Source organism: Streptomyces sp. NPDC060035 (genome assembly GCF_042736635.1).
Taxonomy (GTDB): Bacteria; Actinomycetota; Actinomycetes; order Streptomycetales; family Streptomycetaceae; genus Streptomyces.
Genome location: NZ_JBHWVO010000014.1, coordinates 100209 through 126183, shown reverse-complemented (window position 1 = coordinate 126183; position 25975 = coordinate 100209). Strand labels below are relative to the sequence as shown.

General features: G+C 69.5%; 20 protein-coding genes. 6 read left to right on the top strand and 14 right to left on the bottom strand.

Annotated features, from left to right (window positions below; all coding sequences use genetic code 11):
- Positions 1-14 precede the first annotated feature (14 nt).
- Both ACFWBQ_RS22615 and mgrA read right to left on the bottom strand, forming a co-directional pair.
- Positions 15-1196 (bottom strand): winged helix DNA-binding domain-containing protein, encoded by a 1182-nt coding sequence (locus tag ACFWBQ_RS22615; protein ID WP_385491868.1) that lies wholly within the window; start codon positions 1194-1196, stop codon positions 15-17.
- Positions 1197-1473: 277 nt separating this feature from the next.
- Entirely contained in the window at positions 1474-2511 is a 1038-nt protein-coding gene (gene mgrA, locus ACFWBQ_RS22610; RefSeq protein ID WP_385491866.1) for an L-glyceraldehyde 3-phosphate reductase, read from the bottom strand.
- Between the two features lie 207 nt (positions 2512-2718).
- Between mgrA and ACFWBQ_RS22605 the strand changes: the two genes are divergently transcribed.
- The 4 genes from ACFWBQ_RS22605 to ACFWBQ_RS22590 all read left to right on the top strand — a co-directional run bounded on the left by ACFWBQ_RS22605 (position 2719) and on the right by ACFWBQ_RS22590 (position 7849).
- Positions 2719-3480 carry an isoprenyl transferase gene (locus tag ACFWBQ_RS22605; RefSeq protein WP_385491864.1) on the top strand — a complete coding sequence of 254 codons (762 nt, stop codon included), beginning with the start codon at positions 2719-2721 and terminating at the stop codon, positions 3478-3480.
- Between the two features lie 409 nt (positions 3481-3889).
- Positions 3890-5212, top strand: coding sequence for a PhoH family protein (locus ACFWBQ_RS22600; protein WP_385491862.1), 1323 nt, complete (start codon positions 3890-3892; stop codon positions 5210-5212).
- Positions 5213-5601: 389 nt separating this feature from the next.
- Complete coding sequence (locus tag ACFWBQ_RS22595) at positions 5602-6303, top strand: transglycosylase SLT domain-containing protein (protein WP_385491859.1); 702 nt, start codon at positions 5602-5604, stop codon at positions 6301-6303.
- A 133-nt stretch (positions 6304-6436) separates the two neighbouring features.
- Positions 6437-7849, top strand: a complete 1413-nt coding sequence (locus ACFWBQ_RS22590) for an AI-2E family transporter (RefSeq protein ID WP_385491856.1) — start codon at positions 6437-6439, stop codon at positions 7847-7849.
- Positions 7850-7943: 94 nt separating this feature from the next.
- Here ACFWBQ_RS22590 and ACFWBQ_RS22585 read toward each other — a convergent pair whose 3' ends face one another.
- Positions 7944-8477: an alkyl hydroperoxide reductase gene (locus ACFWBQ_RS22585; protein ID WP_385491853.1), complete on the bottom strand. Its 534-nt coding sequence runs from the start codon at positions 8475-8477 to the stop codon at positions 7944-7946.
- Between the two features lie 12 nt (positions 8478-8489).
- Positions 8490-9044 carry a peroxiredoxin gene (locus tag ACFWBQ_RS22580; protein WP_385491851.1) on the bottom strand — a complete coding sequence of 185 codons (555 nt, stop codon included), beginning with the start codon at positions 9042-9044 and terminating at the stop codon, positions 8490-8492.
- A gap of 132 nt (positions 9045-9176) precedes the next feature.
- On the opposite strand from ACFWBQ_RS22580, the gene ACFWBQ_RS22575 reads away from it, so the two are divergent.
- Entirely contained in the window at positions 9177-10136 is a 960-nt protein-coding gene (locus ACFWBQ_RS22575) for a hydrogen peroxide-inducible genes activator (RefSeq protein ID WP_385491848.1), read from the top strand.
- Positions 10137-10167: 31 nt separating this feature from the next.
- Here ACFWBQ_RS22575 and ACFWBQ_RS22570 read toward each other — a convergent pair whose 3' ends face one another.
- The 5 genes from ACFWBQ_RS22570 to ACFWBQ_RS22550 form a co-directional block, all read right to left on the bottom strand.
- Positions 10168-12504: an ABC transporter permease gene (locus ACFWBQ_RS22570; protein ID WP_385491845.1), complete on the bottom strand. Its 2337-nt coding sequence runs from the start codon at positions 12502-12504 to the stop codon at positions 10168-10170.
- On the bottom strand, positions 12501-13187 hold the full coding sequence (locus ACFWBQ_RS22565; RefSeq protein WP_385491842.1) for an ABC transporter ATP-binding protein: 687 nt from the start codon (positions 13185-13187) through the stop codon (positions 12501-12503). Before ACFWBQ_RS22565 ends, ACFWBQ_RS22570 begins: the two co-directional genes overlap by 4 nt.
- Positions 13184-13708, bottom strand: a complete 525-nt coding sequence (locus ACFWBQ_RS22560; RefSeq protein WP_385491840.1) for a PadR family transcriptional regulator — start codon at positions 13706-13708, stop codon at positions 13184-13186. Before ACFWBQ_RS22560 ends, ACFWBQ_RS22565 begins: the two co-directional genes overlap by 4 nt.
- A 163-nt stretch (positions 13709-13871) precedes the next feature.
- Positions 13872-14129, bottom strand: coding sequence for a toxin-antitoxin system HicB family antitoxin (locus tag ACFWBQ_RS22555; protein ID WP_385491837.1), 258 nt, complete (start codon positions 14127-14129; stop codon positions 13872-13874).
- Positions 14126-15097, bottom strand: a complete 972-nt coding sequence (locus ACFWBQ_RS22550; RefSeq protein ID WP_385491834.1) for an SPFH domain-containing protein — start codon at positions 15095-15097, stop codon at positions 14126-14128. Before ACFWBQ_RS22550 ends, ACFWBQ_RS22555 begins: the two co-directional genes overlap by 4 nt.
- Before the next feature lie 222 nt (positions 15098-15319).
- Here ACFWBQ_RS22550 and ACFWBQ_RS22545 point away from each other — a divergent pair, with 222 nt between their 5' ends.
- Positions 15320-17548 carry a transglycosylase domain-containing protein gene (locus ACFWBQ_RS22545; protein ID WP_385491831.1) on the top strand — a complete coding sequence of 743 codons (2229 nt, stop codon included), beginning with the start codon at positions 15320-15322 and terminating at the stop codon, positions 17546-17548.
- Positions 17549-17600: 52 nt separating this feature from the next.
- Here the strand turns inward: ACFWBQ_RS22545 and ACFWBQ_RS22540 are convergent, their stop codons facing one another.
- From ACFWBQ_RS22540 to ACFWBQ_RS22520, 5 genes are all read right to left on the bottom strand, one after another.
- A complete protein-coding gene (locus ACFWBQ_RS22540) occupies positions 17601-19064 on the bottom strand; it encodes a catalase (protein ID WP_385491828.1) in 1464 nt (487 codons plus the stop codon).
- A gap of 115 nt (positions 19065-19179) precedes the next feature.
- Complete coding sequence (locus ACFWBQ_RS22535) at positions 19180-21099, bottom strand: SpoIIE family protein phosphatase (RefSeq protein WP_385491825.1); 1920 nt, start codon at positions 21097-21099, stop codon at positions 19180-19182.
- Between the two features lie 377 nt (positions 21100-21476).
- On the bottom strand, positions 21477-22181 hold the full coding sequence (locus ACFWBQ_RS22530; protein ID WP_385491822.1) for a DUF402 domain-containing protein: 705 nt from the start codon (positions 22179-22181) through the stop codon (positions 21477-21479).
- A 44-nt stretch (positions 22182-22225) separates the two neighbouring features.
- Complete coding sequence (locus ACFWBQ_RS22525) at positions 22226-23629, bottom strand: class II fumarate hydratase (RefSeq protein WP_385491819.1); 1404 nt, start codon at positions 23627-23629, stop codon at positions 22226-22228.
- A gap of 455 nt (positions 23630-24084) precedes the next feature.
- Positions 24085-25752 carry a fumarate hydratase gene (locus ACFWBQ_RS22520; protein ID WP_385491816.1) on the bottom strand — a complete coding sequence of 556 codons (1668 nt, stop codon included), beginning with the start codon at positions 25750-25752 and terminating at the stop codon, positions 24085-24087.
- Positions 25753-25975 lie beyond the last annotated feature (223 nt).

Genomic DNA, 25975 nt, shown 5'->3' with positions numbered 1-25975 from the left:
GGCGCAGGGCCGCCCTACGCGTGCGCGCCCACCGTCACCTTCCCCACCGTCAGCGCGGGCCTGCCCTCCAGCACGGCGCCCACCCGTTCCACCTGCTCCTCCAGCGCCCGGATCTGTGCGGCGTCCAGGACGGACAGCGGCTCCACCGTCACCGCGATCCTCTTTCCCGAGCGGCGCTGGTGCCAGACACCGGCAACCGTGCCGTCCACCAGCAGCACCGGGAAGTTGCCCGCCTGCCCGCCCGCGAGCGCACGCTCGTACGCCGCGCCGGGGAAGAGCCGCTCGCGAGGGTAGGAGGCGACGGTGAACGCGTCGAAGTAGGGGAGCAGACGCACGCCGCGCGCCGGAGCCGAAGGGAAATCGGTGTCGCCCGCCGTCACCCAGGCGGTCCCGCAGTCCTCGAACGCCACCTCCTCGATCGTGCCGTCCCCGGCCAGAGTGTCGAAGAGCTTTCCGGCCCAGCCGCGCGACGCCGCGAGCCACCGGGCGAAGTGGGCCGGGGTGGCGGGGCCGTACGCGTACAGAAAGCGCTGGACGAGCGTGGCCAGCGCCTCCTGGCCGGGCAGCGGAACATGGCCGGGGTTGGTGTACGTGGCCTTGCGGCCGCGGTTGGGGGCGTAGCACAGGGCGCCCCGGTGGCCGGCCAGGTGCAGCACCTGACGCCAGCGCGGCCACATGTCCTGGAACCCGGGCATCACCGGATCCCCGGCCCAGGGCCCGGTGCGGGCCACGACCTCCGCGGAGAGTTCGTCGATCGTCAGCTCGGCACCGGTCAGCGCGTCGGACACCGCCGCCACGACGGCCTCGACCTGGTCCGGCGTCATCCGGGCGTCCTTCGGGAACGGACTCGTCCCGGTCGGTACGGCGGAGAGGGCTCCGGTCCAGAGCGGGAGATCGTCGGCGGGCAGCAGGTGCACCGTGCCGCGCGGGCCGAACGTCTTGACGAGGGTCCGGTCGGTCCACAGTGCCGTGCGCACATCTGTCCGGGTCAGCCCTTCCGCACGCAGTCCCACCGAGAGCTCGGCAGCGGACAGCACCTGGGCATGCGCACCGAGCATGGAGGCGACGGCTTCCGCGGGGGAGGAGGACACGGGGCCCGGGGACCGGTCGGTGTCCTCGGACAGGGACTGCCGGGCCAGCCTCCGGGCATTCGCCTCGGGCCAGGTCACGGTCACGGTGCGGGCGCGTGTCGTCATGGACCGAATCTAGGACGTCAACAGGACAGTATCGGTCCTGTATGGCTGGGGCGCGGAGCTCTCGGGGTGGCCGGAACCCATGCTCGTAGCGAAGTCCCGCGAACTCGGAGAGTGATTATGGAGTGGCGTGGCACGCAGCATCACTTACGAAGGGTTATGGTGGAAACCCCCCCTCGGGCCGGTCCGTAACCCCCCCCACGGACCGGCCCGTTTTTTTGTGGCCAGGCTGTGCGGCCCTTGTGCAGAAGCGATATCGGCTCTGCACCCGGCCCGGTACTCAGCCCCGGTTGGCCCAGATGTTGGTGCTCGCGGTGTCCACCGCGAAGGTGTCGATCTCCGCCAGCTCGGCCGCGGAGAGTGCCGGTGCGGCGAGTGCGGCCACGTTCTCCTCCAGCTGACTCACGCTCGACGCGCCGATCAGGGCCGATGTCATGCGGCTGTCCCGCAGCACCCAGTTCAGCGCCAGCTGGGCGAGGGACTGGCCGCGGCGCACGGCGATGTCGTTCAGCCCGCGCAGCCGGCGGACCATCTCGTCCGAGAGGAGGCCGGGGTCGAGGGACTTGCCCTGCGAGGCGCGCGACCCCTCGGGGATGCCCTTGAGGTACTTGCCCGTGAGCAGCCCCTGGGCGAGCGGCGCGAAGGAGATACAGCCCATGCCGGCCGCCTCCAGCGTGTCGAGCAGCCCGTCGGCCTCCACCCAGCGGTTCACCATCGAGTAGGACGGCTGGTGGATCAGGGCGGGCACCCCCATCTCCCGCAGCAGCCGGGCCGCCTCCGCGGTCTGTGCGGCGTTGTACGAGGAGACACCCGCGTACAGCGCCTTGCCCTGGCGCACGGCGGAGGCGAGCGCCCCCATCGTCTCCTCGAGGGGTGTGCCGGGGTCGAAGCGGTGGGAGTAGAAGATGTCGACGTAATCGAGCCGCATCCGCTTCAGCGAGGCGTCGAGCGAGGACAGGAGGTACTTGCGGGACCCCCACTCGCCGTACGGGCCCGGGTGCATCTCGTAACCGGCCTTGGTGGAGATGATCAGCTCGTCCCGGTACGGGGCGAAGTCCTGCCGGAAGAGCTTGCCGAAATTGAGCTCGGCGGAGCCGGGCGGCGGACCGTAGTTATTGGCCAGATCGAAGTGGGTCACGCCGAGGTCGAAGGCGCGGCGGAGGATCGCCCGCTGGGAGCCTAGGCTGCGGTCGTCGCCGAAGTTGTGCCACAGGCCCAGTGAGACGGCGGGGAGCTTGAGCCCGCTGCGGCCCGTGCGGCGGTACTCCATGGAGTCGTAGCGCGACTCGGCGGCATGATGGGGGAGGTATTCAGTCACGTTTCTCTCCTTATCACGGACTTGTGACAGGCCGGGTTGGGCCCCTACCACTCGTGCGCAGTAATGTGGCGGCTTCGGGGAAAGCCGATGCGCGGCGCGAGAGTGTGAAGTGCGGACCGCGCGGTGATCCCCCCGGGGACCGCCCCGGACCCCCGGCGACGGGGAGGACGGGCCTGTGGTCCGTACGGAACCGAGAGGGTGAACTCAGTGAACTTGCGCGACCTGGTGTACGGGCTCTACGCGCGCCGGGTGGAAGGCCGCCTGGATCACGCGCAGGTACCCAAGCACATCGGAGTCATCCTCGACGGCAACCGGCGCTGGGCGAAGGCGTCGGGCGGTTCGGCCGTGCAGGGACACCAGGCCGGCGCGGACAAGATCTCCGAGCTGCTCGGCTGGTGCAGTGAGACCGAGGTCGAGGTCGTCACCCTCTGGCTGCTCTCCACGGACAACTTCGACCGGCCCGAGGCAGAGCTCATCCCGCTGCTCGGCATCATCGAGAACACCGTGCGCAACCTGGCGGCGGACGGGCGGTGGCGTGTCCACCACGTCGGCACGCTCGACCTGCTGCCGGCGCGGACCCAGACCGTCCTCAAGGAGGCGGAGGAGGCCACGGGCGGTATCGACGGGATAATCGTCAATGTCGCGGTCGGCTACGGCGGACGCCAGGAGATCGCGGACGCGGTCCGGTCCCTGCTGCTGGACCACTCCGCGAAGGGCACGACCTTCGAGGAGCTCGCGGAGGTCGTCTCCACGGACCTCATCTCCGAGCACCTCTACACACGCGGGCAGCCCGATCCGGACCTGGTGATCCGGACCAGTGGCGAGCAGCGGCTGTCCGGCTTCATGCTCTGGCAGAGCGCGCATTCGGAGTACTACTTCTGCGAGGTGTTCTGGCCGGCCTTCCGCAAGGTCGACTTCCTCCGCGCCCTGCGCGACTACGCGGCCCGCCACCGCCGCTACGGCGCCTGACGCTCTCCTCCTCAAGGGCTCCTCCCCATGGGCGCCCCTCTTCACGGGCGGCGCCCTCCGCGCCGAGCCCGTCCGGCGATCGAGGGCGGAACGACCAGGGGCCGCCCCCGTGCAACCCGGGCGGGAGTGCTGGTCCACCCCACGCGCATGGCTTCGCGTGTTCGAGGGAATACCCCTGTCAGGTCGATATCCAGTCACAACCAGGCGGATGTCGCAGCCAAGTGAGCGGAGCCCAGTCCGCTCGCCCGGGAGGCCCTTTGCACACGAAGGACCGCACACCGTGCGGCCGACGCGGAGGGCCGGTGTTCGGCCCGTGCACGGGGTCCGAACCCGGTCCGTCCTCTCCCTTTGGGAAGTTCCGCGACGTCCGTCGCACTCCCCGACCTCGTCCGAGGGGGTACGTCCTTCCGTGGTGACCAGTACTAAGCGCCGCATGCCCGACAGGCGCACCTATGTTCTCGACACCAGCGTCCTGCTGGCCGACCCCAACGCCATGGCCCGGTTCGACGAGCACGAAGTAGTGCTGCCGATCGTCGTGGTCACGGAGCTGGAGGCCAAACGGCACCACCCCGAGCTCGGATACTTCGCCCGGCAGGCCCTGCGCCTGCTGGACGACTTCCGAGTCCGGTACGGCCGGCTGGATGCCCCGATCCCGCTCGGGGATCTGGGCGGGACGCTCCGCGTCGAACTCAACCATTCCGATCCCGGCGTCCTGCCCGCCGGCTACCGGTTGGGGGACAACGACTCACGGATTCTCGCGGTGGCGCGCAATCTGCAGGCCGAGGGGTACGACGTCACCGTCGTCTCCAAGGACCTGCCGCTCAGGATCAAGGCGTCCTCGGTCGGCCTCCTGGCCGAGGAGTACCGCGCCGAGCTCGCCATCACCGACTCCGGCTGGACAGGGATGTCCGAGCTGTCGCTCTCCGCCGAACAGGTCGATCTGCTGTTCGCCGAGGAGACGTTGTACGTCCCCGAGGCGGCGGACCATCCCGTACATACGGGACTGGTCCTCCAGTCCGAGCGCGGCAAGGCCCTCGGCAGGGTCACCGCCGAGGGCAATGTGCGCCTCGTGCGCGGCGACCGGGAGGCCTTCGGGATCCACGGCCGCAGCGCCGAGCAGCGCATCGCGCTCGATCTGCTCCTCGACCCGGACGTCGGCATCGTGTCGATGGGAGGCAGGGCGGGCACCGGTAAGTCGGCGCTGGCACTCTGTGCGGGCCTGGAGGCCGTACTGGAGCGCAGGCAGCATCAGAAGGTGATGGTCTTCCGGCCGTTGTACGCGGTCGGCGGGCAGGAGCTCGGCTATCTCCCCGGCAGCGAGTCCGAGAAGATGAGCCCCTGGGCGCAGGCCGTCTTCGACACGCTGTCGGCGGTCGCCGGCCGTGAGGTCATCGAAGAGGTGCTGGGGCGCGGGATGCTGGAGATCCTGCCGCTCACCCACATCCGGGGCCGCTCGCTCCACGACGCGTTCGTGATCGTGGACGAGGCACAGTCGCTCGAACGGAATGTCCTGCTGACCGTGTTGTCCCGGATCGGGACGAATTCACGCGTGGTGCTCACGCATGACGTGGCTCAGCGGGACAACCTCAGGGTCGGCCGGTACGACGGAGTCGTCGCCGTGGTCGAGAAGCTGAAGGGGCATCCGCTCTTCGCGCACGTCACGCTCACCCGCTCCGAGCGCTCGCAGATCGCCGCACTGGTGACCGAAATGCTGGAGGAAGGCCGGATCTGACGCCGAAAGTCCCAAAGATGCCGCCCGGCGAGCCAAGGAGCTTAGCCGGGCGGCATCGTGTTGCGCTGTCATTTCCGGAAAACACGTGCTCCAAACAGGGTGTGAGCTTTAACACGCAACACAGAATTGCAACGCCCCGTGTCCGTCCGGCAGAGTCTTGCTTCCGTCAGGCCCCGCATACGGCACTCGGGCACCTCCAGAGGTGCCACGCACCACACAACTCAACAATCGCCGTCCGTATGCCGCCCGCGAGCACCACGCGGCACTTCCGCAAGGAAGTTGCCCACCGGGCCCGTGCCTCCCGTGACCCAAGCAGTAGGGAGGCCAGCGTCAAGGGCACGATTGCGCCCGCGAGGTCACCTAAGCGGGCGATGCTGGAAGGACACCATGTGAGCCGGATCTCGGTCCGGGGGTTCGCCGTGGCATCTGCCACCGCGGTCACCACCGTAGGCGCCGTCGTCGGCGTTGCGTCGGGCAGCACTCCCGCTGCTGACGACAACTTCGAAGCGGCCGCAGCCGACACCACGCTGCTCGCAGACATTCCCGCGGGCCAGCAGGCCCAGGTTCAGACCGCTTCGTTGACGCAGCAGGCCGATGCACAGGCCTCCGCAGCTGACGCGGCGGCGAAGAAGTCTGCTGAAGAAACGGCCCGCCTCCAGGCCGCCAAGGACGCCAAGTCGAAGAAGCAGGCGGCCGAGGACAAGCTGGAGGAAGAGCGCGAGGCGAAGGCAGAGGCCGATCGCGCGAGCCGGTCCTCCGTCCGCGACGCCTCGACGTTCTCGGCGCAGGGCTCCTACAGCGTGGCCGAAGTCCAGGCGATGGCCCGCCAGATGATGCCGGCCGACCAGTTCCAGTGCTTCAGCAACATCGTGGAGCGCGAGTCGGGCTGGAACTACCGGGCGAGCAACCCGTCCTCCGGCGCCTACGGCATCATGCAGGCACTGCCCGGCTCCAAGATGGTGTCCGCCGGCGCCGACTGGCAGACCAACCCGGCCACGCAGATCAAGTGGGGCCTCAGCTACATGAACAGCGACCGCTACGGCAGTCCCTGTGCGGCCTGGTCCTTCTGGCAGGCCAACCACTGGTACTAGGAAACCCTCGAGGTTCCCGCGCTCAACCTCGTGAGGCCCCGCACCGTCATACGGTGCGGGGCTTCACGCGTGTACGGTCAATCCGAACAGCTCCGGGGGAGTGATGGGAGCAAGCGGGGGAAAGGGAAATATCATGTCAGGACTTCCGGGGTGGCTCGGGCGGCTGGGCGCCGAACTGACCCAGATCGGGGCACGCCTGGAAGAACGCCGTGCCGAGGACGAACGCCGGGACGACGCCGACGCCGCGGCCTCGCGCACATCCTCGTCGACCGTCTCCACCGTTGCTGCCGGGACTGCGGACGCCGCCGAGCAGGTGCCGCGCCCGCCCACGTACGCCCCCACCGTGGCCGCCAGGCCCGATCCGGTGGCGGCGATCCCCTGGGGAATGCGCGTCGCGGCGGAGGCGGGCTGGCGGCTGCTGGTCCTGGCGGGAACGCTCTGGGTGCTGATGCGGATCATCAGCGCCGTGCAACTGGTCGTCCTGGCCTTCGTCGCTGCACTGCTCGTGACCGCCATGCTCCAGCCGACCGTCGTGCGGCTGAAGCGGCTGGGACTGCCACGCGGTCTCGCCACCGCCGTCACCGCCGTGCTCGGCTTCGTTGTCATGGGCCTGGTCGGCTGGTTCGTCGTGTGGCAGGTGATGGACAACCTCGACACGCTGTCCGACAGGGTGCGCGACGGCATCGACGAGCTGAAGCGCTGGCTCCTCGACAGCCCGTTCCATGTCACCGAGTCGCAGATCAACGACATCGCGAAGAACCTCAGCGACACCGTCGGCACCAACACCGAGGAGATCACCTCCGCCGGACTGCAGGGCGTCACCGTGATGGTGGAGGTCCTCACCGGGATACTGCTGGCGATGTTCTCGACGCTCTTCCTGCTGTACGACGGGAAGCGCATCTGGCAGTGGGTGCTCAAGCTGGTACCCGCCCAGGCCCGGCCGGGCGTCGCGGGCGCCGGACCGCGAGCCTGGCGCACGCTGACCGCCTATGTGCGGGGCACGGTGATCGTCGCCCTGATCGACGCGATCTTCATCGGCCTGGGGATCTACTTCCTCGATGTGCCGATGGCGGTGCCGCTGGCCGTCTTCATCTTCCTCTTCGCCTTCATCCCGCTGGTCGGCGCCGTGATCTCCGGGGCGCTCGCCGTGGTCGTCGCGCTCGTCACCCAGGGCGTGTTCACCGCGCTGATGGTGCTGATCGTGGTGCTGGCCGTGCAGCAGATCGAGGGCCACATCCTGCAGCCGTTCATCCTCGGCCGCGCGGTGCGCGTCCACCCGCTGGCCGTCGTCCTCTCCGTCGCGGCGGGCGGCATGATCGCCGGCATCGGCGGTGCGGTCGTCGCCGTACCGCTGGTCGCCGTGACGAATACCGTGGTCGGCTATCTGCGGGCGTACGGGCGGGAGGCGGCCCTGCGCCACTCGCCGCAGCCACACGGCGCGACAGCGATCGGGGTGGCGCCGACGGAGGCTCCCGGGGCACGGCCGGCCCCGGACACGGCCGCCGCCGACGGGACGGGCGCGCAGGACGAGCCCGGCAAGCAGTAGCGCGCACGCGCACACCTGGCCCGGACGCATAAGAAGGGCCCCGGGGACGGTCGGTCGTCCTCGGGGCCCTTCTCGTTCATGGGTACTGCGGGTGCTACTCGGCGAGTACGGCCTCGGCATCGAGGGTCACGCCGACAGCCTGGATCACCGAAGCGATCTTTACGGCTTCCTGAATGGTCTCACGGTCCACGCCGGCCGTGCGCAGCACCTGCTCGTGGGAGTCCAGGCACTGGCCGCAGCCGTTGATCGCGGAGACGGCGAGCGACCACAGCTCGAAGTCGATCTTCTCCACGCCCGGCTTGCCGATGACGTTCATCCGCAGGCCCGCGCGGAGGTTCCCGTACTCGGGATCCGACAGCAGGTGCCGGGTGCGGTAGAAGACGTTGTTCATCGCCATGATGGCGGCAGCCGACTTCGCCGCGGTGTACGCCTCGGCGGAGAGGTTGGCCTTGGCCTCCGGCTCGAGCTCGCGCAGCACCTTGGGTGAGCGGGAGGCGATCGCGCAGGCCAGGACGGTGCCCCAGAGCTGCTGCTGGGGGAGCTCGCTGTTCCCGATGACCGAACCGAGGTTCAGCTTCAGGTCCTTGGCGAAGTCCGGTATGGCGGACTTCAGTTCGTCGAGTGCCATGTCGGTATCAGCTCACTCGCCCGAGAGGAGCGCGACCGGGTCGAGGGTGTTCTCGCCCTTGGTCCAGTTGCAGGGGCAGAGCTCGTCGGTCTGCAGGGCGTCGAGGACCCGCAGGACCTCCTTGGGGTTACGGCCCACGGAACCGGCGGTCACCATCGTGAACTGGATCTCGTTGTTCTGGTCGACGATGAAGACGGCGCGCTGGGCGAAGCCGTCCTCGCCCTCGATACCGAGGTCACGCATGAGCTCGTGCTTCGAGTCGGCCAGCATCGGGAAGGGCAGGTCGGTCAGGTCCGGGTGGTCCTTGCGCCAGGCGTGGTGCACGAACTCGGAGTCACCGGAGAAGCCGAGAACCTGCGCGTCACGGTCGGCGAACTCCTCGTTCAGCTTGCCGAAGGCGGCGATCTCGGTGGGGCACACGAAGGTGAAGTCCTTCGGCCACGCGAAGACGATCTTCCACTGACCCTCGTAGGTCTTGTGGTTGATCTGCTCGAACTCCTTGCCGGTCTCCAACGACACACAAGCGGTCAGGTCGAACTGGGGGAACTTGTCACCGACAGTGAGCACGCGCACTCCTTGTAGCATAGGAATTCCCTTTTTGGGGGCGTTCCTGGGGGTTGGACGATCCCCACCATGGCACAGAGTGCATTGATCGCGGAAATAGCTACACTCGGTCGCTATGATCGGAGGTACCTATCAGTGGGGTACGTAAACCAGGGCATCAGGGCCAAGCAGCCCAGCCTCTCGCAGCTGCGCGCCTTCGCGGCCGTGGCGGAGCATCTGCACTTCCGGGATGCTGCGGCAGCAATCGGGATGAGTCAGCCCGCACTCTCCGGAGCCGTATCGGCGCTGGAGGTGGCACTGGGTGTCCAGCTCATCGAGCGTACGACGCGCAAGGTGCTGCTCTCGCCCGCCGGGGAGCGGCTCGCGGTGCGGACCGGCGCGGTGCTGGAGGCCGTGGGCGAGCTGATGGAGGAGGCGGAGGCGGTGCGGGCGCCGTTCACCGGGGTGCTCAGGCTCGGCGTGATCCCGACCGTCGCGCCGTATCTGCTGCCCGCCGTGCTGCGGCTGGTCCACGAGCGCTACCCCGAGCTGGACCTCCAGGTCCACGAGGAACAGACCTCCTCGCTGCTGGAGGGGCTGGCGGCCGGGCGGCTGGACCTGCTGCTGCTCGCCGTCCCGCTCGGGATGCCCGGCGTCACCGAACTGCCGCTGTTCGACGAGGACTTCGTGCTCGTCATGGAGCAGGAGCACCAGTTGGGCGGGCGCACCGACATCCCGCGGGAGGCGTTGCGTGATCTGCCGCTGCTGCTGCTCGACGAGGGGCACTGCCTGCGTGATCAGGCGCTGGACATCTGCCGCGAGGCGGGGCGCACGGACGGGGCGCCGGTGACGACGACCGCCGCGGGGCTCTCCACCCTGGTGCAGCTCGTCGCGGGCGGTCTCGGGGTGACGCTGCTGCCACGGACGGCGGTGACGGTGGAGACCGGGCGCAACGAGGCGCTGGCCACCGGCTACTTCGCGGATCCCGCCCCCTCGCGGCGGGTCGCTCTGGCGATCCGTACGGGCACGGCGCGGCACGAGGAGTTTCAGGAGTTCGCGGCGGCGCTGCGCGGTGCGATGGGGACGCTGCCCGTACGGGTCTCCGCGGAGGGGTGAGCGCGCGGCTTCGGCGCCCACCCCTCAGGCGTCACTCCGTACGCAGACCGTCCGGGCGCATCAGACGCCACAGCAGCGGCAGGGAGAGCAGGGTCACGGCCAGGACGATGCCCGCGCCCGTGCCCGCCAGCGGCAGGAACAGCCACCACTCCGTCACCGTCTTGGCCAGCATCCATGTCAGTACGGCGCCGAGCCCGAGGCCGCCCACGATCGCGGCCAGCAGGCCGATGACCACCGGGACCGCGGTCTGCCAGAGCACGGACCAGCCCAGGGTGACGCGCCGGGTGCCGAAGGCGACGAGGACCGACAGGAGCCGCTTGCGCTCCCGGAGCTGCTCCAGCTGGGAGACCAGCATGGACGCGGCGATCAGCAGCAGGGTCGCCGCAGCACCGAGCTGCAGACCGGTCTGCACACTCGCGTACTGCCGGTCGCGCGTCATCGAGGTCAGGGCGGCGACCCGCATCCCGGGATCGATCCTGGCCGCCGTGTTCCGTACGTACTCGGCGGCGTCCTCGGTGCTCCTGTCGACCCGGATCTGCGCGATGGTCTGGGCGTTCGGCAGCGTACGCGGGTCGATCGCGCCGACCGTCGCCATGATGCCCCAGTGCTCCTCGCCGAGCGGATCGAGTGCGGCGGTCACGGTCCGGGAGTCGGCGGGCAGTGTCCACCGCATGGACGTCGCGCCGCGCAGAGATCCGACGGTGGGGTCGAGCTCGATCTCCTTGCCCTTGCGGGCGGTCCGGTCGACCCAGTCGCTCAATTCCCCGTTGCCCCTCGGATGGACGACGAAGACGTCTCCGTCCTTGCAGGAGGTGATCTCGGCGATCTCCTGGAGGGTCGCGCAGTCACCGATGCCGAGGGTGGTGGTGGGCTGGATCTCGTCGGCCTCGTACGTCCCGGGCCTGGTCACATATGTCTCGACCGTCCCGATGACGGCTTCCACTCCCTTGGTGGCCCGGAACTCCTCGATGGTGCGGGTGGCCGCGTCCCCGGAGACCTGCTCGGAGTAGGTGTGGAACTGGGCGCGCGAGGGATCCTCCCCCGTGACCCGCTCGAAGTCGTCGGCCACGGCCGCGAACAGCATCTGCAGGGCCACCGCCCCTGCCACAGCGACCGTGATCCCGCTGACCGCGCGGGACGCCGCGCCGCTGTTCAGCTGGAGCCGGCGGACGGCGAGCTGCCAGGGAACCGGGCCGCCGCGCAGCCGGTTCACGAACGCCTCGACCAGCCAGGGCAGCAGCAATGCCAGCCCGACCAGGACGAGTACGGCGCCGGCCGCGATCGGGTAGGGGTTTGGGGGTGTGGCCTCGTCGACCCTGCCGGTGAGCCCCAGTACCGCGAGACCCAGGGCCGGCATCAGCAGACGCCACCACAGCCGGCGCTTGCGGCCGCGGGCGTTGCGTACGACACCGAGCGGTTCGATGACCACGGACCGCAGGGCGGCCAGCGTGACGAACACCGCGGCGAGGGGCACCGCGACGGCGATCAGTGCGGCCAGCCACGGGGCGGGCACCAGATCGGACGGGAAGGCGCTGTGGTCCCACAGTTCGACGGCGCCCACGAACGTCCGGCCCACCAGGAAGAACACGAGGCCGGCCAGCAGACCGAGCACGGCGCCGAACAGGGCCTCACCGGCCGCGATCCGGCGGGTCGCCCGGATATCCGTACCGACCAGGCGCAACGCCGCGAGCCGGCGGTCGCGGCGGTCGCCGCCGAACCGTACGGCCGTGGCGATGAAGATCGCGACGGGCACCAGCAGCACGACGCAGATGATGACGATCAGCACGACCAGGACCGGCGGGAGCCGATCACTCTCGGAGTCGCTGCCGTAACCGGCCAGCCGGTGGCCGCCGGCGGCGGTGGTCAGGCTGTCGCTGCCCGCGTAGAAGAGCAGCTCTCCCGGGGAGAGCAGGCCCGCATCGCCGATCGTTCCCGAGATCCGGTACGGCAGCCGCTCCTTGAGGAGTGCGCCCTCGGAGGAGGCCAGCAGCTCCCGGAGCGCCGGGGAGACCACCATCTCCTGCGGTTCGGGGAAGCCCGCGACTCCGGGCGGGGTGGCCGGGCGGGTGCCCTCCGGGCGCATCAGGAACCCGCCGATGGAGCGGCCGCGGTACTCGGTCTCCGCGCTGATCCGCAGGACCGTGGTGTCCGACTTCGGGACGTCGGCGTCGCGCGACGCCGCAACCTCCTCGCGGGCGCGCTCGCGTGCGGAGCGCTGGTCCAGCAGCTGGGGGATCGACGAGGCGGCCAGCAGCAGTGCCACACCGAGGCCGACGCCCACGGCGGTCAGCGCGGTCCGTGCCCAGCCCTCGCGCCCGCCCGCGGAGGCGAAGCGTATGCCGAGGCCGAGATCGCGCAGCCAGGTCATACGGCGTACTCCCCATCGCGGGAGCGGCCGTCGCGCACGACGATGTCGCGGTCCGAGTACGCGGCGACCCGCGTCTCGTGCGTCACGAGGACCACGGCCGTGTTGGCGGAGCGGGCGCATGCGGTGAGCAGTTCCATGACGCGCTCGCCGTTGAGGGAGTCCAGCGCACCGGTCGGCTCGTCCGCGAAGACCACCTTGGGTGAGGCGACGAGGGCGCGGGCCACGGCGACGCGCTGGCCCTGACCGCCGGAGACCTCGCCGGGCCGCTGGGCGGCCAGGTCGTCGACCTCCAGGCGCTCCATCCACTCAAGAGCGGTGCGCTCGGCGTCCTTGCGCTTGGTGCCGTTCAGCCGGAGCGGCAGGGCGACGTTCTCCACGCAGGTCAGTTCGGGGACGAGCTGGCCGAACTGGAACACGAAGCCGAACTCTCTGCGGCGCAGGGCGCTGCGCTGCGCGTCCGACATGGCGGAGAGCTCACGGCCCGCGTAGGTGATGGTGCCCGAGTCGGGGGTGACGATCCCCGCGAGGCAGTGCAGGAGCGTCGACTTGCCGGAGCCGGAGGGGCCCATGACGGCGACGACCTCGCCGGGGTGGACGGAGAAGGAGGCGCCGTCGAGTGCGGGCGTCGAACCGTAGGTCTTGTGCAGGTCGTGGGCGGTGAGCAGGGAGCCGGCAGGGGTCACGGGGCCACGACCTCGGCGAGCTGGTGGAGGCGGGCCGCGGTCAGCTCCAGCCAGCGCAGATCCGCTTCGAGGTGAAAGAGGGCGTGGTCGCAGATCAGCTGGTCGGCGAGATCGCCCTTGCGCTTGCGGTCGGTGAGGATCCGCATCAGGCGCAGGTGCTCGGAGCGCTGGGCATCCAGCAGGCCGGAGGCGCTGCGGCCGGTGAGCAGGGCCAGGACGACCTTCGTGTAGAGCGTCGACTGGAGGTACGGCTCCGGCTTCTCCGGCTGCGCCAGCCATGCGGTGACGTCGGTGATGCCGGCGTCGGTGATGGCGTAGCGCTTGCGCTCGGGGCCGCCGTCGGACTCGACGCCGTCGACCTCGACGAGACCGTTCTTGAGCAGCCGGGACATGGTGGCGTAGACCTGGCCGTAGTGGAGGGGCCGGTCGTGGCCGAACTTGTCGTCGAAGGCGCGCTTGAGGTCGTAGCCGTGACGGGGGCCGGACTCGAGGAGTCCGAGGAGGGTGTGACCGATTGACATGGCGGCACTCTACATGGTGTGTATACCTCGCGTGTATACGGGTTCCGGGGCAGCCCCGGGGCTCTCTCCCGGGGCTGCGCACCGCGTGCGAGGGTGCGACGTCCACGCCCCTCCGGCGATTGAGGACCGGGGCCTCGGGGGCTCAGCCCCCGAGGAGCAGGGGTCACGCGTCGGCATCCGGCTCCGGGGGAGGGGCCGGATTCGGCGGGCGCCCCCGGCGGGGAATCGGCGCCGCGCCCCCCGGTAGCCGCCCCGCCTCCGCCAGCGCCCGCCGCAGCAGGAACTCGATCTGCGCGTTCGCGCTGCGCAGCTCGTCCGAGGCCCAGCGGGCCAGCGCATCGTGCACCGCGGGATCCACCCGCAGCAGCATCTGCTTGCGCTGCGGCCGCCGGGCGGCAGGGGTGGAGGCGTCGTCCGTCACTGGTAGAGCGTGCCCGTGTTCAGGACCGGCTGCACCGCACGGTCACCGCACAGCACCACCATCAGGTTGCTGACCATCGCCGCCTTGCGCTCGGAGTCGAGCTCGACGATGTCCTGCTCGGCGATGCGGGTCAGTGCCATCTCGACCATGCCCACCGCTCCCTCGACAATCTGCTGGCGGGCCGCGACGACGGCCCCTGCCTGCTGCCGCTGGAGCATCGCGGAGGCGATCTCGGGGGCGTACGCGAGATGACTGAAGCGGGACTCGATGATCAGCACGCCCGCCGCCTGCACCCGCGCGGTGAGCTCGACCGCGAGCTTCTCGGTGATCTCCTCCGCGTTGCCGCGGAGCGAGAGGCCGCCCTCCTCGTGGGCGTCGTACGGGTACTCGATCGCGATGTGCCGGACGGCCGCCTCGGTCTGGGTGGCGACGAACTCCAGGAAGTCGTCCACCTCGAACAGTGCCTGTGCGGTGTCCTCGACCTTCCAGACGACGATCGCGGCGAGCTCGATCGGGTTGCCGTAGGCGTCGTTGACCTTCAGGACGGCCGTCTCGTGGTTGCGGACCCGGGTGGAGATCTTGCGGCTGGAGGTCAGCGGGTTGATCCAGCGCAGGCCGTCCGAGCGGATCGTGCCCACGTACCGGCCGAAGAGCTGGATGACCCGCGCCTCGCCCGGAGCGACCATTTTCACACCGCTCATGCAGAAGAACGAGGCGATGACGAGCAGCACGCCGAGGATGAAGAGCGGGATGCCGATGCCGTTGTGCCCGTTGGCGCCGAGGATGCCGCCGACGATGGCCAGGCCGACACCGAGGAACACCCCGAGGACGGTCAGCAGCAGCCCGAAGCCGCCGGGGATGGAGTGCGCCGTGGTCTCCCTGACCTGGGGAGCGGGCATCTCGGGTGCGTCGGGAGTCAGGTCGGCGGCGGGGTCGGTGGTGCCGGGACGGTCGTGCGGTGCGGTCATGGGGTCCCCCGTCGTGTGCGGCTCAGCGCCGCGCTATCAATGTGATTTCACATTATCCGATGTCGCAACCTTGTGCACCTCTCGTGAGTCGGTTCCTTAGTGACAGGTGCTGATTGTCACGTCCGGAAAAGACCGGATCGCTTGCCATTTGTCCATGCTTTCGGTGTTAGCTGATTGGTCTGACCGGAGCAGAACGAGCAGAGGAACAGGAGCACCACAGCAATGGGTCGAGCGGATGCGCGACGAGCTCAGGGGCGGGGAGCGCGCCGGGCTGCGAGGAGCGGCGGCATACGCGGACTCTTCACCTGGCGGAAGATGCTGGGCACGTTCTTCGGGCTCTGCCTGCTGGTGATGGGCGCCTTCGTGGCGCTCTACATGTACGTGGACGTACCGGCGGCCAACGCCCAGGCCGAGAAGCAGAGCAACGTCTACAAGTACAGCGACGGCACGCTCCTGGCCCGTACGGGCTCCGGTGTCAACCGGGAGATCGTGGACCTCGCCGTCGTACCCAAGGACGTCCAGCACGCCTTCGTCGCCGCCGAGAACAAGTCCTTCTACCGGGACCAGGGTGTCGACCTCAAGGGCACCACGCGCGGCCTGCTCAACACGCTCTCCGGCAAGGGCAAGCAGGGTGGCTCGACGATCACCCAGCAGTACGTGAAGAACTACTACCTCACGCAGGACCAGACGGTCACCCGCAAGCTCAAGGAGCTGGTGATCTCGCTCAAGGTCGACCAGCGCATGAAGAAGAACGACATCCTCGCCGGGTACCTCAACACCGTGTACTACGGACGCGGTGCGAGCGGCATCCAGGCGGCGGCGCAGGCCTACTACGGTGTCGACGCCGAGGACCTCGACGTCTCCCAGGGCGCCTACCTCGCGGCCCTGCTCCAGGCACCCAGCCAGTACGACTGGGCGGTCGCCTCGCCGACCGGCAAGAAGCTCGTCAAGGAGCGCTGGGCCTACACCCTCGACAACATGGTCGACGAGGGCTGGCTCGACCAGGCGGCCAGGGACAAGCTGACGTTCCCCATCCCGAAGTCCCCCAAGGCCGCCCCCGGCCTGGAGGGCCAGGCCGGCTATCTCGTGGAGGCGGCCAACCAGGAGATGGAGCGCCAGGGCATCACCGAGGAGATGCGGGAGGCCGGCGGCTGGACGGTCACTCTCAACGTCAACAAGAAGCGGCAGAAGCAGCTCGAGAAGTCGGTCGACCGCCAGCTGGAGAGCAAGCTCGACCGCAAGGGCAACAAGACCGACGCGACCGTCCAGGCCGGTGCCACCTCCGTGGACCCGAAGACGGGCAAGGTCCTCGCGCTCTACGGCGGTGTCGGTGCCACCGAGCACTGGATGTCCAACGCCACCCGGCAGGACTACCAGCCCGCGTCCACCTTCAAGCCGCTGGTGCTCGCCTCCGCGCTGGAGAACGGGTCGAAGACCCAGGACGGCGACGTGATCGGTCTCGACACGGTCTACGACGGCACCAGCAAGCGCCCCGTCGTGGGCAGCGACATCCCGTTCAACCCGCAGAACGAGGATGACATCAGCTACGACAACCCCACCGTCCAGAAGGCGATGGACAAGTCGATCAACTCCGTCTTCGCGCAGATGGTCGTCGACGTCACGCCGAGCGCCGTGAAGAAGACCGCGCTGGCCATGGGCGTACCGGACAAGAACTTCCCCGTGGCCCCCGCGATCACCCTGGGCACCATGAACGCCTCGACCTGGGACATGGCCGGGGTGTACGCCACCCTCGACAACCACGGCAGGAAGGTCACGCCGACCATCGTCAAGTCCGCGAAGCACCGTGACCGCACCATGGAGCCGGTCGACGGCACCGGCGAGCAGGTGATCAGCCGGGCGTCCGCCGACACCGTGACCAAGGCGCTGACCGAGGTCGTCGACATCGGCTCCGGCCGCGAGGCCAACACCTCGGCCTACGACGCGGCGGGCAAGACGGGGACGTCGGAGAACAACAAGGCGGCCTGGTTCGCGGCCTACACCCCGGAGCTCTCGACGGTCGTGGCCCTGTACGGCGAGTCCACCAAGGAAGGCGGCGGTCAGGTCACCCTGACCGGTACGGCCAACTCCGGCCGCGCCAACGGTGGCGGATTCCCCGCGAAGATCTGGGCGGACTACACCCTCGGTGCGCTCGGCGGCGGCTCGGACGCCACCTTCGACCTGGAGGGCGTGGAGCGCGGCGAGACGGCCGTGACCGAGAGCCCCTCGGCCACTCCGTCGGAGACGGAGACCCCGGAGGAGACCCCCTCCGAGGAGACCGAGGAGCCCACCGAGACGCCGAGCGAGTCCCCGAGCGAGGAGACGACGCCGAGCTGGCCGCCGAGCGAGTCGCCCTCGGGGACGCCGAGCGACGATCCCAGCGCGACGAAGGATCCCGACGACGGGGACCAGCCGCCGGGTGAGCGGCCGGGTAACGGTCTGCTGGGCCAGTGAGCATGCGGAAGGGGCGGTGTCGTCGGACACCGCCCCTTCCGCATGCCGTACGTCAGCCGCCGTTCACCTTCTTGGCGATCCGGTCGCCGACGCCCTTGTCGATGTTGCGCCAGTACTGCAGCGCACGCTCCAGGACCGGCTTGCTCACGCCGTCCAGCAGATGGCCGGAGACGTTGGAGACGAGCCGCTCGCGCGCCGCGTCGTCCATCACCTCGCGCACCAGCGTGCCCGGCTGGCCCCAGTCGTCGTCGTCCCTGCGCGGCGTGTACGCCTCGTGGACCATCTCGCCCGCCGTGGCCCAGCCCGCGGGCTCACCGAAGCGTGCGGTGTCCGCTGCGGGGCCGCCGTACGAGTTCGGCGCGTAGACCGCACCCGTGCGCGCCGGCTCGTACCGCATGGGTCCGTCCTTCGCGTACGAGTGGACGGGCGAACGCGGCCGGTTGGGCGGCAGCTGCAGGTAGTTCGGGCCGATCCGGTACCGGTGGGTGTCCGGGTACGAGAAGAGCCGGCCGAGCAGCATCTTGTCGGGGGACGGACCGATGCCGGGCACCATGTTCGACGGCTCGAAGGACGCCTGCTCGATATGGACGAAGAAGTCGTCCGGATTCTTGTCGAGCGTCATCCGGCCGACCTCGATCAGCGGGTAGTCGCCCTGCGGCCACACCTTGGTCAGGTCGAACGGGTTGAACCGGTAGTCCGGGGCGTCGTCGAACGGCATGATCTGGACCTTCAGGGTCCAGCTCGGGTGGTCACCGCGCTTGATCGACTCGAACAGGTCGCGGCGGTGGACGTCGCCGTCGGTCCCGGCCATCGCGTCGGCGTCTTCCTGCGTGTAGAAGTCGATGCCCTGATCGGTCTTGAAGTGGTACTTCACCCAGAACCGCTCGCCGCCCGCGTTCACCCACATATAGGTGTGCGAGCTGTAGCCGTTCATGTTGCGGTACGTCTTCGGGATGCCCCGGTCGCCCATCAGCCAGGTGACCTGGTGTGCGGACTCCGGCGAGAGGGTCCAGAAGTCCCACTGCATGTCGTGGTCGCGCACCCCGCTGTCCGGGCGGCGCTTCTGGGAACGGATGAAGTCCTGGAACTTCATCGGGTCCCGTACGAAGAAGACCGGCGTGTTGTTGCCGACCATGTCGTAGTTGCCGTGCTCGGTGTAGAACTTCAGCGCGAAACCGCGGGGGTCGCGCCAGGTGTCGGGCGAGCCCTGTTCACCGGCGACCGTGGAGAAGCGGGCAAGCATGTCGGTGCGCCTGCCCGGCTGGAAGAGGTCCGCCTTGGTGAACTGGCTGACGTCGTTCGTCACTTCGAAGGTGCCATAGGCGCCGGAACCCTTGGCGTGCACCACCCGTTCGGGGACCCGCTCACGATTGAACTGGGCCATCTTCTCGATGAGGTAGTGGTCCTGGAGCAGGATCGGGCCGTCGGATCCGACGGTGAGCGAGTGTTCGTCGCTCTCCACCGGGATCCCGGCGTTGTTCGTGGTGTAAGGAACCTTCTTGGCTTCCTCGGTCACGAGCGTCCTCCCGTCGGTCTGGGGTATCGGTCAGGTCGCTTCTTTCACGACTGAAGTCAACTCCGCCGACGGGAGGTCGGCAACATCTGGAAACGGTCTGAATCGGGATAAAGTGTTACGGACCGGGAGTGGCCATCTCGAACCAGACCACTTTGCCCGTGGAGAGCCGGGTGGCCCCCCACCTCCTGGCCAGCCGGTTGACCAGGAACAGACCGCGTCCGCCCTCGTCCGTGTCGCGGGCGCGGCGTTGCCGGGGCAGCTGCGGGGAGTCGTCGCCGACCTCGCAGCGCAGGATGTCGGTGCGCAGCAGCCGCAAGGTCACCGGGCGCTCCGCGTACCGCACCGCATTGGTCACCACCTCGCTGACCAGCAGCTCCACCTCGTCCGAGAGGGCGTCCAGCCCCCACCGGCTCAGCGCCCTGCGGGCCAGCCTGCGGGCCCGGCCCGGTGCTGCGTCCTCCGGCTCCAGGAACCAGTACGCGACGTCGCTCGGCGCGATCCCGTCGAAACGGGCCGCCAGCAGGGCGATGTCGTCGTCCCGGTCACCGGGGCCGAGCATGTCGAGCACGTCGTCGCAGAGCGCCTCCAGCGGCGGCGAATGGTCCGGCCCGGTCAGCTGCGCGGTCGCGGCGAGCCGCTCCCGCAGCTGCTCGATCCCGGTCCAGACATCCCGCAGCCGGGACTCCACCAGGCCGTCCGTGTACAGCAGCAGCGTGGCACCGGCCGGCGCGTCCAGCTCGACGGCCTCGAAGTCGACCCCGCCGACGCCGATCGGGGCACCCGGCGGCACCCGCAGCACCTCGGCCCGGCCGCCCAGATGCAGGAGCACGGGTGGCGGATGGCCGGCGTTGGCGATGGTGATCCGGTGCGCGACCGGGTCGTACACCGCGTACAGGCAGGTCGCCATGCGGTCACTGCCGAGCCGCTGAGCCTGCTCGTCCAGATGGTGCAGAACCTCCTGCGGCGGCAGGTCGAGACCGGCCAGGGTCTGCGCGGTGGTGCGCAGCTGGCCCATGATCGCCGCGGATGTCATGGAGTGGCCCATCACGTCGCCGACGACCAGGGCGACCCGGCTGCCCGGCAGCGGGATCGCGTCGTACCAGTCACCGCCGACCCGGGCCGTCTCGGCGGCCGGGAGGTAGCGGGAGGCCAGACGTACGCCGGTGGGCTGGGGCAGCGAGTCGGGCAGCATCGTGCGCTGCAGCTCGTCGGCGATGTACGCCTCGCGGCCGTACAGCACCGCCTTGTCGATGCCGAGCGCGGTGTGTGTGGCGAGCTGGGCGGCGACCAGGAGGTCGTTGGCCTCGAAGGGCGGGCGATCCGTGCCGCGCAGGAACACGGCAGCGCCGATGACCCGGCGCCGTCCGCGCAGCGGCGCCAGGATCGCGCGGTGTCCGGTGGGTACGGTCCGGCCCGCCCCGAGCAGTTCGGGCAGGGCGACGCGGGCCGCGGCGGAGTCCCCGAAGACGGGGCGCACTCCGCGGAGCACCTCGGCGAGCGCACCGCCCGCCAGGACCTCGCACAGGTCGGCGGCGGGCAGCAGGCCGGCGTGCGGGTCGGTGACGGGCAGCCGCAGCCGCTCGCCCTCCGGACCGTTCTCGCTCTCCTCGTCGGTCAGCCGCAGTCTGTCGGTGCGGCGCAGCCGCAGCACGAAGGGGTTGACCGGGCGTTCGTCGCCCACCGGGAGCGGGTCGCGCAGATAGACGAGTATGGCGTCGGAGAACGTCGGCACACTGGCCCGGCACAGGCCGAGGACGATCTCGTCGAGGTCTATGCCCCGGGCGATCCGGCGGGTCGCCGCGCCGACGAAACGCAGCCGGTCACCTTCGCGGCGGGTGACGGCCTGGGTGTCGACGCCGGGCGTGGCTGACTCCGGGGCGGTACCGGGTCCCGGATTCGGCACCGCGGAGGGGCCGGGGATCGCGGCGGTGGCAGCGGCGCCCGGTACAGCCTCCTGCTGCCGGGGCCGGGCGCGTTCCTGCGGCCGGGCAGCGAGAGGCTGCCGGCCTTCGTGGGAGGTGGGATGCTCCGTCACGCGTGGGATTCCGTCCGTCCGGGCCGGTTGTATGAGGCAATCACCTCGTGGGGCGCCACTGTGCCCCGGCTAGAGCGGTAAGAACAACGGCTGTCACCGGATGCCCTCATGAGCGGGGCCGAAACCGCACGGCCGCGCAGTGGGCCGATATCGGTCATTCCAGCGACGGGGCAGCGGACAGCGAGCACATCTCCACCCCCTCGTAGCGGTTCAGGCGACCGCACGACCCGCCCGGCTCCGTTGCCCGTGCGATTCATGCGACGTGTGCGACTTGTTCGATGACTTGTGGTCAGGTCCCTTACCGCGTCGGCCGGTTGTGGCGACGCAGATCGTGGAAGGCGATCCTACGTTTGCCCCCCTGGGGTGCATCAAGGGTCTCACGACCGCGTGGGGGCAGGGGTGCGGTCCCAGTCATCCGGCAGCGGGGGGACCCGCCACTGAGGATCGGGCCGCCAGTGCTCCCAGCCGTCCCGGAACGGAGCCCCCCAGGTCCGGATCACATCGACCGCGGCCAGGCCCGCCTCCCGCACGCTCCGGGCTGTGGAGGCATCCATCAGCCCGACGCGCTGGGCCTGGGCGAACTCGTCCTCGTCGAGCCATTCCCAGCTGCGGTCGGGGTTCACGGAGATGTCGAGAAAGTGATCCTCGGAATCAACGCCCCCGGCCCAGCGCGCGCGGGGCTCCTCGAGGTTGACGTACCAGTTGCGAAAGAGCCAGCCGCGGTCCCAGAACAGCCAGACCGACCACGGATCGCCCGGCCGGGCGAGCTTCAGCACACCCGCGCCGAACCAGTGCGAACGCACCGTGGTGCGCGGTCGCGTGTAGCGCGTGGCCAGGGGCTCGGCGTGCACCTGGGTGCCGTCGGCGAGTACGGGTTTCACACATTCCGTGCCGGGCGCCATCCACACGGCGAGCAGCTCGTCGGTGTCCTGGACGACGGTGACCGGCCGGCAGATGTGCACGGGCCTCCCGCCGCCGTTGCCGCGGTAGCGCCAGAGGATCTGATCTCCCGGTGCCCAGTGCGTGCCGTTTCCCGCATCGGCACCGGTGCCTGCTCCCGTACCCGCTTCCGTGGCTGTCATGAAGAGATCTTACGGACGCGGGCGCCCGCACGCTGCGATACGTGTCAGGGCCTGGTCATACGCAACACGTCCAGGGCCTCGTCGAGCTGCTCCACAGTCAGATCGCCGCGCTCGACGTACCCCGCTGCCAGCACGGTCTCCCGGATCGTGGTGCCTTCGGCCAGGGACTTCTTGGCGACCTTCGCCGCCTCCTCGTAGCCGATGTACTTGTTCAGCGGGGTCACGACCGACGGTGAGGACTCCGCGTACTGCCGGGCCCGCTCCACATTGGCCGTGATGCCGTCGACCGTGCGGTCGGCGAGCAGCCGGGAAGCGTTCGCGAGCAGGCGCACCGACTCCAGCAGATTTCTGGCGATCACCGGGAGCATCACGTTCAGCTCGAAGTTGCCGGCCGCTCCGGCGACGGCGACCGTGGCGTCGTTCCCCGTCACCTGGGCCGCGACCATCAGCACGGCCTCCGGGATGACCGGATTGACCTTGCCCGGCATGATCGACGAGCCGGGCTGGAGGTCGGGCAGATTGATCTCGGCCAGCCCTGTGCGGGGACCCGAGGCCATCCAGCGCAGATCGTTGGAGATCTTGGTGAGCGAGACGGCGACGGTACGGAGCTGGCCGGACGTCTCGACGAGTCCGTCCCGGGCCCCCTGCGCCTCGAAGTGGTTGCGCGCCTCGGTGAGCGGCAGCCCGGTGGTCCTGGCGACCTCCGCGATCACGGCGGCCGAGAAGCCGGGCGGAGTGTTGATGCCGGTGCCCACGGCCGTACCGCCCAGCGGGAGCTCGGCGAGGCGGGGGAGTGAGGACTGCAGCCGCTCGGCGCCGTAGCGGATCTGCGCCGCGTAGCCGCCGAACTCCTGGCCCAGGGTGACGGGTGTGGCGTCCATCAGATGCGTACGGCCCGACTTCACGACCTCCGCAAATTCGGCTGATTTCCGCTCCAGGGAAGCCGCCAGATGCTCCAGTGCCGGGATCAGATCCGAGGTGACCGCGGCGGTCGCGGCGATATGGATGGAGGAGGGGAACACGTCGTTGGACGACTGCGAGGCGTTGACGTGGTCGTTGGGGTGGACCTCGCGCCCCAGCCGCTCGGTGGCGAGCGTCGCCACGACCTCGTTGGTGTTCATGTTGGACGAGGTGCCGGAACCTGTCTGGAACACGTCGATAGGGAAGTGTTCGTCCCACTGCCCCGTGACCACCTCGGCGGCAGCCTCCTGAATCGCCTCCGCGATCTCGGGATCCAGCACCTTCAACTCGGCGTTGACCTTGGCTGCGGCGGCCTTGATCCGGGCCAGCGCCTCGATGTGGGCCCGCTCGAGCCGCTGCCCGGAGATGGGGAAGTTCTCCACGGCGCGCTGCGTCTGGGCCCGCCACTTGGCGTGCGCGGGGACTCTCACCTCGCCCATCGAGTCGTGCTCGATCCGGTACTGCGGGTCCTCGGTCGATCCGTCCATGTGTTCCAACCTCCTGATGGAGATGAGCGCGTGATGCGTTCCGTGTATTCCGCCGGCGTCTCCGTCAGTAAATACCTGGAGCAACTCCACGGACCGGCAGAGCGCGGGCGGTGTCACCGCCCCGTCCACGGTGTGTCAGCTCCCGCGGTGTCGTGGCGCCGCCCCGTTCGCGGCGCGTCAGTTTCCGGAGTGGGATCGGGCGCCACCGTTTTCAGGAAGGTGCCGTACGAGAGGCGGCGTGACCCGCGACGAGAAATCGACAACGGTGTTCCGGGCGGACCGTGCTGTCCAGGTGATACCGGGCGCCATCCGCTCGCTCGCAGTCGTCCGGCCACCCCGCCCGCAGGTCCCATCCCGCCGCCGCACAGGCGATCTGCACCACGTGCCGGGTGGGTGGGAATGCCGCAGGGGCGCCCCGGCGGCAGCCGGAACGCCCCTGGATCCGCGCGGGCCGATCAGCCGAGGCCGGGGCCGCGCACCGGAATGCTGGTGAAGGTCGGTGCCGGGGCGGGCTCGGTGAAGAAGTCGTTGCCCTTGTCGTCGACCACGACGAACGCGGGGAAGTCCTCGACCTCGATCCGCCAGACCGCCTCCATGCCGAGCTCCTCGTACTCGACGACCTCGACCTTCTTGATGCAGTCCTGCGCAAGACGGGCCGCGGGACCGCCGATCGAGCCGAGGTAGAAGCCGCCGTGCGCGTCGCACGCGTCGGTGACCTGCCTGGACCGGTTGCCCTTGGCGAGCATCACCTTGGAGCCGCCCGCCGCCTGGAACTGCGCGACATAGCTGTCCATGCGCCCGGCCGTCGTCGGGCCGAAGGAGCCGGAGGCGTAACCCTCCGGGGTCTTCGCCGGGCCCGCGTAGTACACCGGGTGGTCCTTGAGGTACTGCGGCATGTCCTCGCCCGCGTCGAGACGCTCCTTGATCTTGGCGTGCGCGATGTCGCGCGCCACGACCAGTGGACCGGTCAGCGAGAGCCGGGTCTTGACCGGGTACTTGGTGAGCTCGGCGAGGATGTCGTCCATGGGCCGGTTCAGGTCGATCCGGACGACATCGCTCTCTTCGTCGAGGTGATCGTCCGTGGTGTCGGGGAGGAAGCGCGCCGGGTCCTTCTCCAGCTGCTCCAGGAAGACACCCTCGGCGGTGATCTTCGCCGTGGCCTGGCGGTCGGCCGAGCAGGAGACGGCGATGGCGACGGGCAGTGAGGCACCGTGGCGGGGGAGGCGGACGACCCGCACGTCGTGACAGAAGTACTTGCCGCCGAACTGCGCGCCGATGCCGATCTTCTGCGTGAGCTCGAAGACCTTCTGCTCCAGGTCCTTGTCCCGGAAGCCGTGACCGGTCGGCGAACCCTCGGCCGGCAGCTCGTCCAGGTAGTGCGCGGAGGCGTACTTCGCGGTCTTCAGCGCGAATTCGGCCGACGTGCCGCCGACGACGATCGCCAGGTGGTACGGCGGGCAGGCGGCCGTCCCCAGGGAGCGGATCTTCTCCTCCAGGAACTTCATCATGGAGGCCTCGTTGAGGACCGCCTTGGTCTCCTGGTAGAGGAACGACTTGTTCGCGGAGCCGCCGCCCTTCGCCATGAAGAGGAACTTGTACGCGCCGCCGTCGGTCGCGTACAGCTCGATCTGGGCCGGGAGGTTCGAGCCGGTGTTCTTCTCGTCCCACATGGTCAGCGGGGCCATCTGCGAGTAGCGCAGATTGAGCTTGGTGTACGCGTCGAAGATGCCGTGCGACAGGGCCTCCTCGTCACCGCCCTCGGTGAGGACGTTCTGCCCGCGCTTGCCCATGACGATCGCCGTACCGGTGTCCTGGCACATGGGCAGGACACCCGCGGCGGCGATGTTCGCGTTCTTCAGGAGGTCGAGTGCGACGAACTTGTCGTTCGACGACGCCTCGGGGTCGTCCACGATGCGCCGCAGCTGCGCCAGGTGGGCGGGCCGCAGATAGTGCGAGATGTCGTGCATGGCCTCGGCGGCCAGGGTGCGCAGGGCCTCCGGAGCCACCTTGAGGAACGTACGGCCGTCGGCCTCGAAGGTCGAGACGCCCTCGGCGGTCACCAACCGGTACGGCGTGGTGTCCTCTCCCAGTGGGAGCAGATCGGAGTACGCAAACTCTGGCATTACGGCCATTCCTCACTCGGCGACAGCGCCGTCCTCCCTTGGACAGCGCATCAACCAGGGTAGAACGCCGCGGCGGCAGCGGACCTGTGAGGTAGGGCTCACCCGGATCCGGGGCCGAGCAGTGGCTTGATCACTCGCTGTCCCGTCGCTGTCCCGTCGTTGTCCCGTCGCCGGACCGGGGCGGGATCGGGGCCGGGCGGGGCCGGATCCCGCGGAAGTGCCA

What these genes read in the sequence shown, in the direction of transcription:
- ACFWBQ_RS22590 (WP_385491856.1), top strand. Translation starts at nt 6,437, where the DNA reads ATGTCAGGACTTCCGGGGTGGCTCGGGCGGCTGGGCGCCGAACTGACC.
- ACFWBQ_RS22525 (WP_385491819.1), bottom strand. Translation starts at nt 23,629, where the DNA reads ATGGACGGATCGACCGAGGACCCGCAGTACCGGATCGAGCACGACTCG.
- ACFWBQ_RS22615 (WP_385491868.1), bottom strand. Translation starts at nt 1,196, where the DNA reads ATGACGACACGCGCCCGCACCGTGACCGTGACCTGGCCCGAGGCGAAT.
- ACFWBQ_RS22530 (WP_385491822.1), bottom strand. Translation starts at nt 22,181, where the DNA reads ATGACAGCCACGGAAGCGGGTACGGGAGCAGGCACCGGTGCCGATGCG.
- ACFWBQ_RS22570 (WP_385491845.1), bottom strand. Translation starts at nt 12,504, where the DNA reads ATGACCTGGCTGCGCGATCTCGGCCTCGGCATACGCTTCGCCTCCGCG.
- ACFWBQ_RS22560 (WP_385491840.1), bottom strand. Translation starts at nt 13,708, where the DNA reads ATGTCAATCGGTCACACCCTCCTCGGACTCCTCGAGTCCGGCCCCCGT.
- ACFWBQ_RS22585 (WP_385491853.1), bottom strand. Translation starts at nt 8,477, where the DNA reads ATGGCACTCGACGAACTGAAGTCCGCCATACCGGACTTCGCCAAGGAC.
- ACFWBQ_RS22520 (WP_385491816.1), bottom strand. Translation starts at nt 25,752, where the DNA reads ATGCCAGAGTTTGCGTACTCCGATCTGCTCCCACTGGGAGAGGACACC.
- ACFWBQ_RS22545 (WP_385491831.1), top strand. Translation starts at nt 15,320, where the DNA reads ATGGGTCGAGCGGATGCGCGACGAGCTCAGGGGCGGGGAGCGCGCCGG.
- ACFWBQ_RS22550 (WP_385491834.1), bottom strand. Translation starts at nt 15,097, where the DNA reads ATGACCGCACCGCACGACCGTCCCGGCACCACCGACCCCGCCGCCGAC.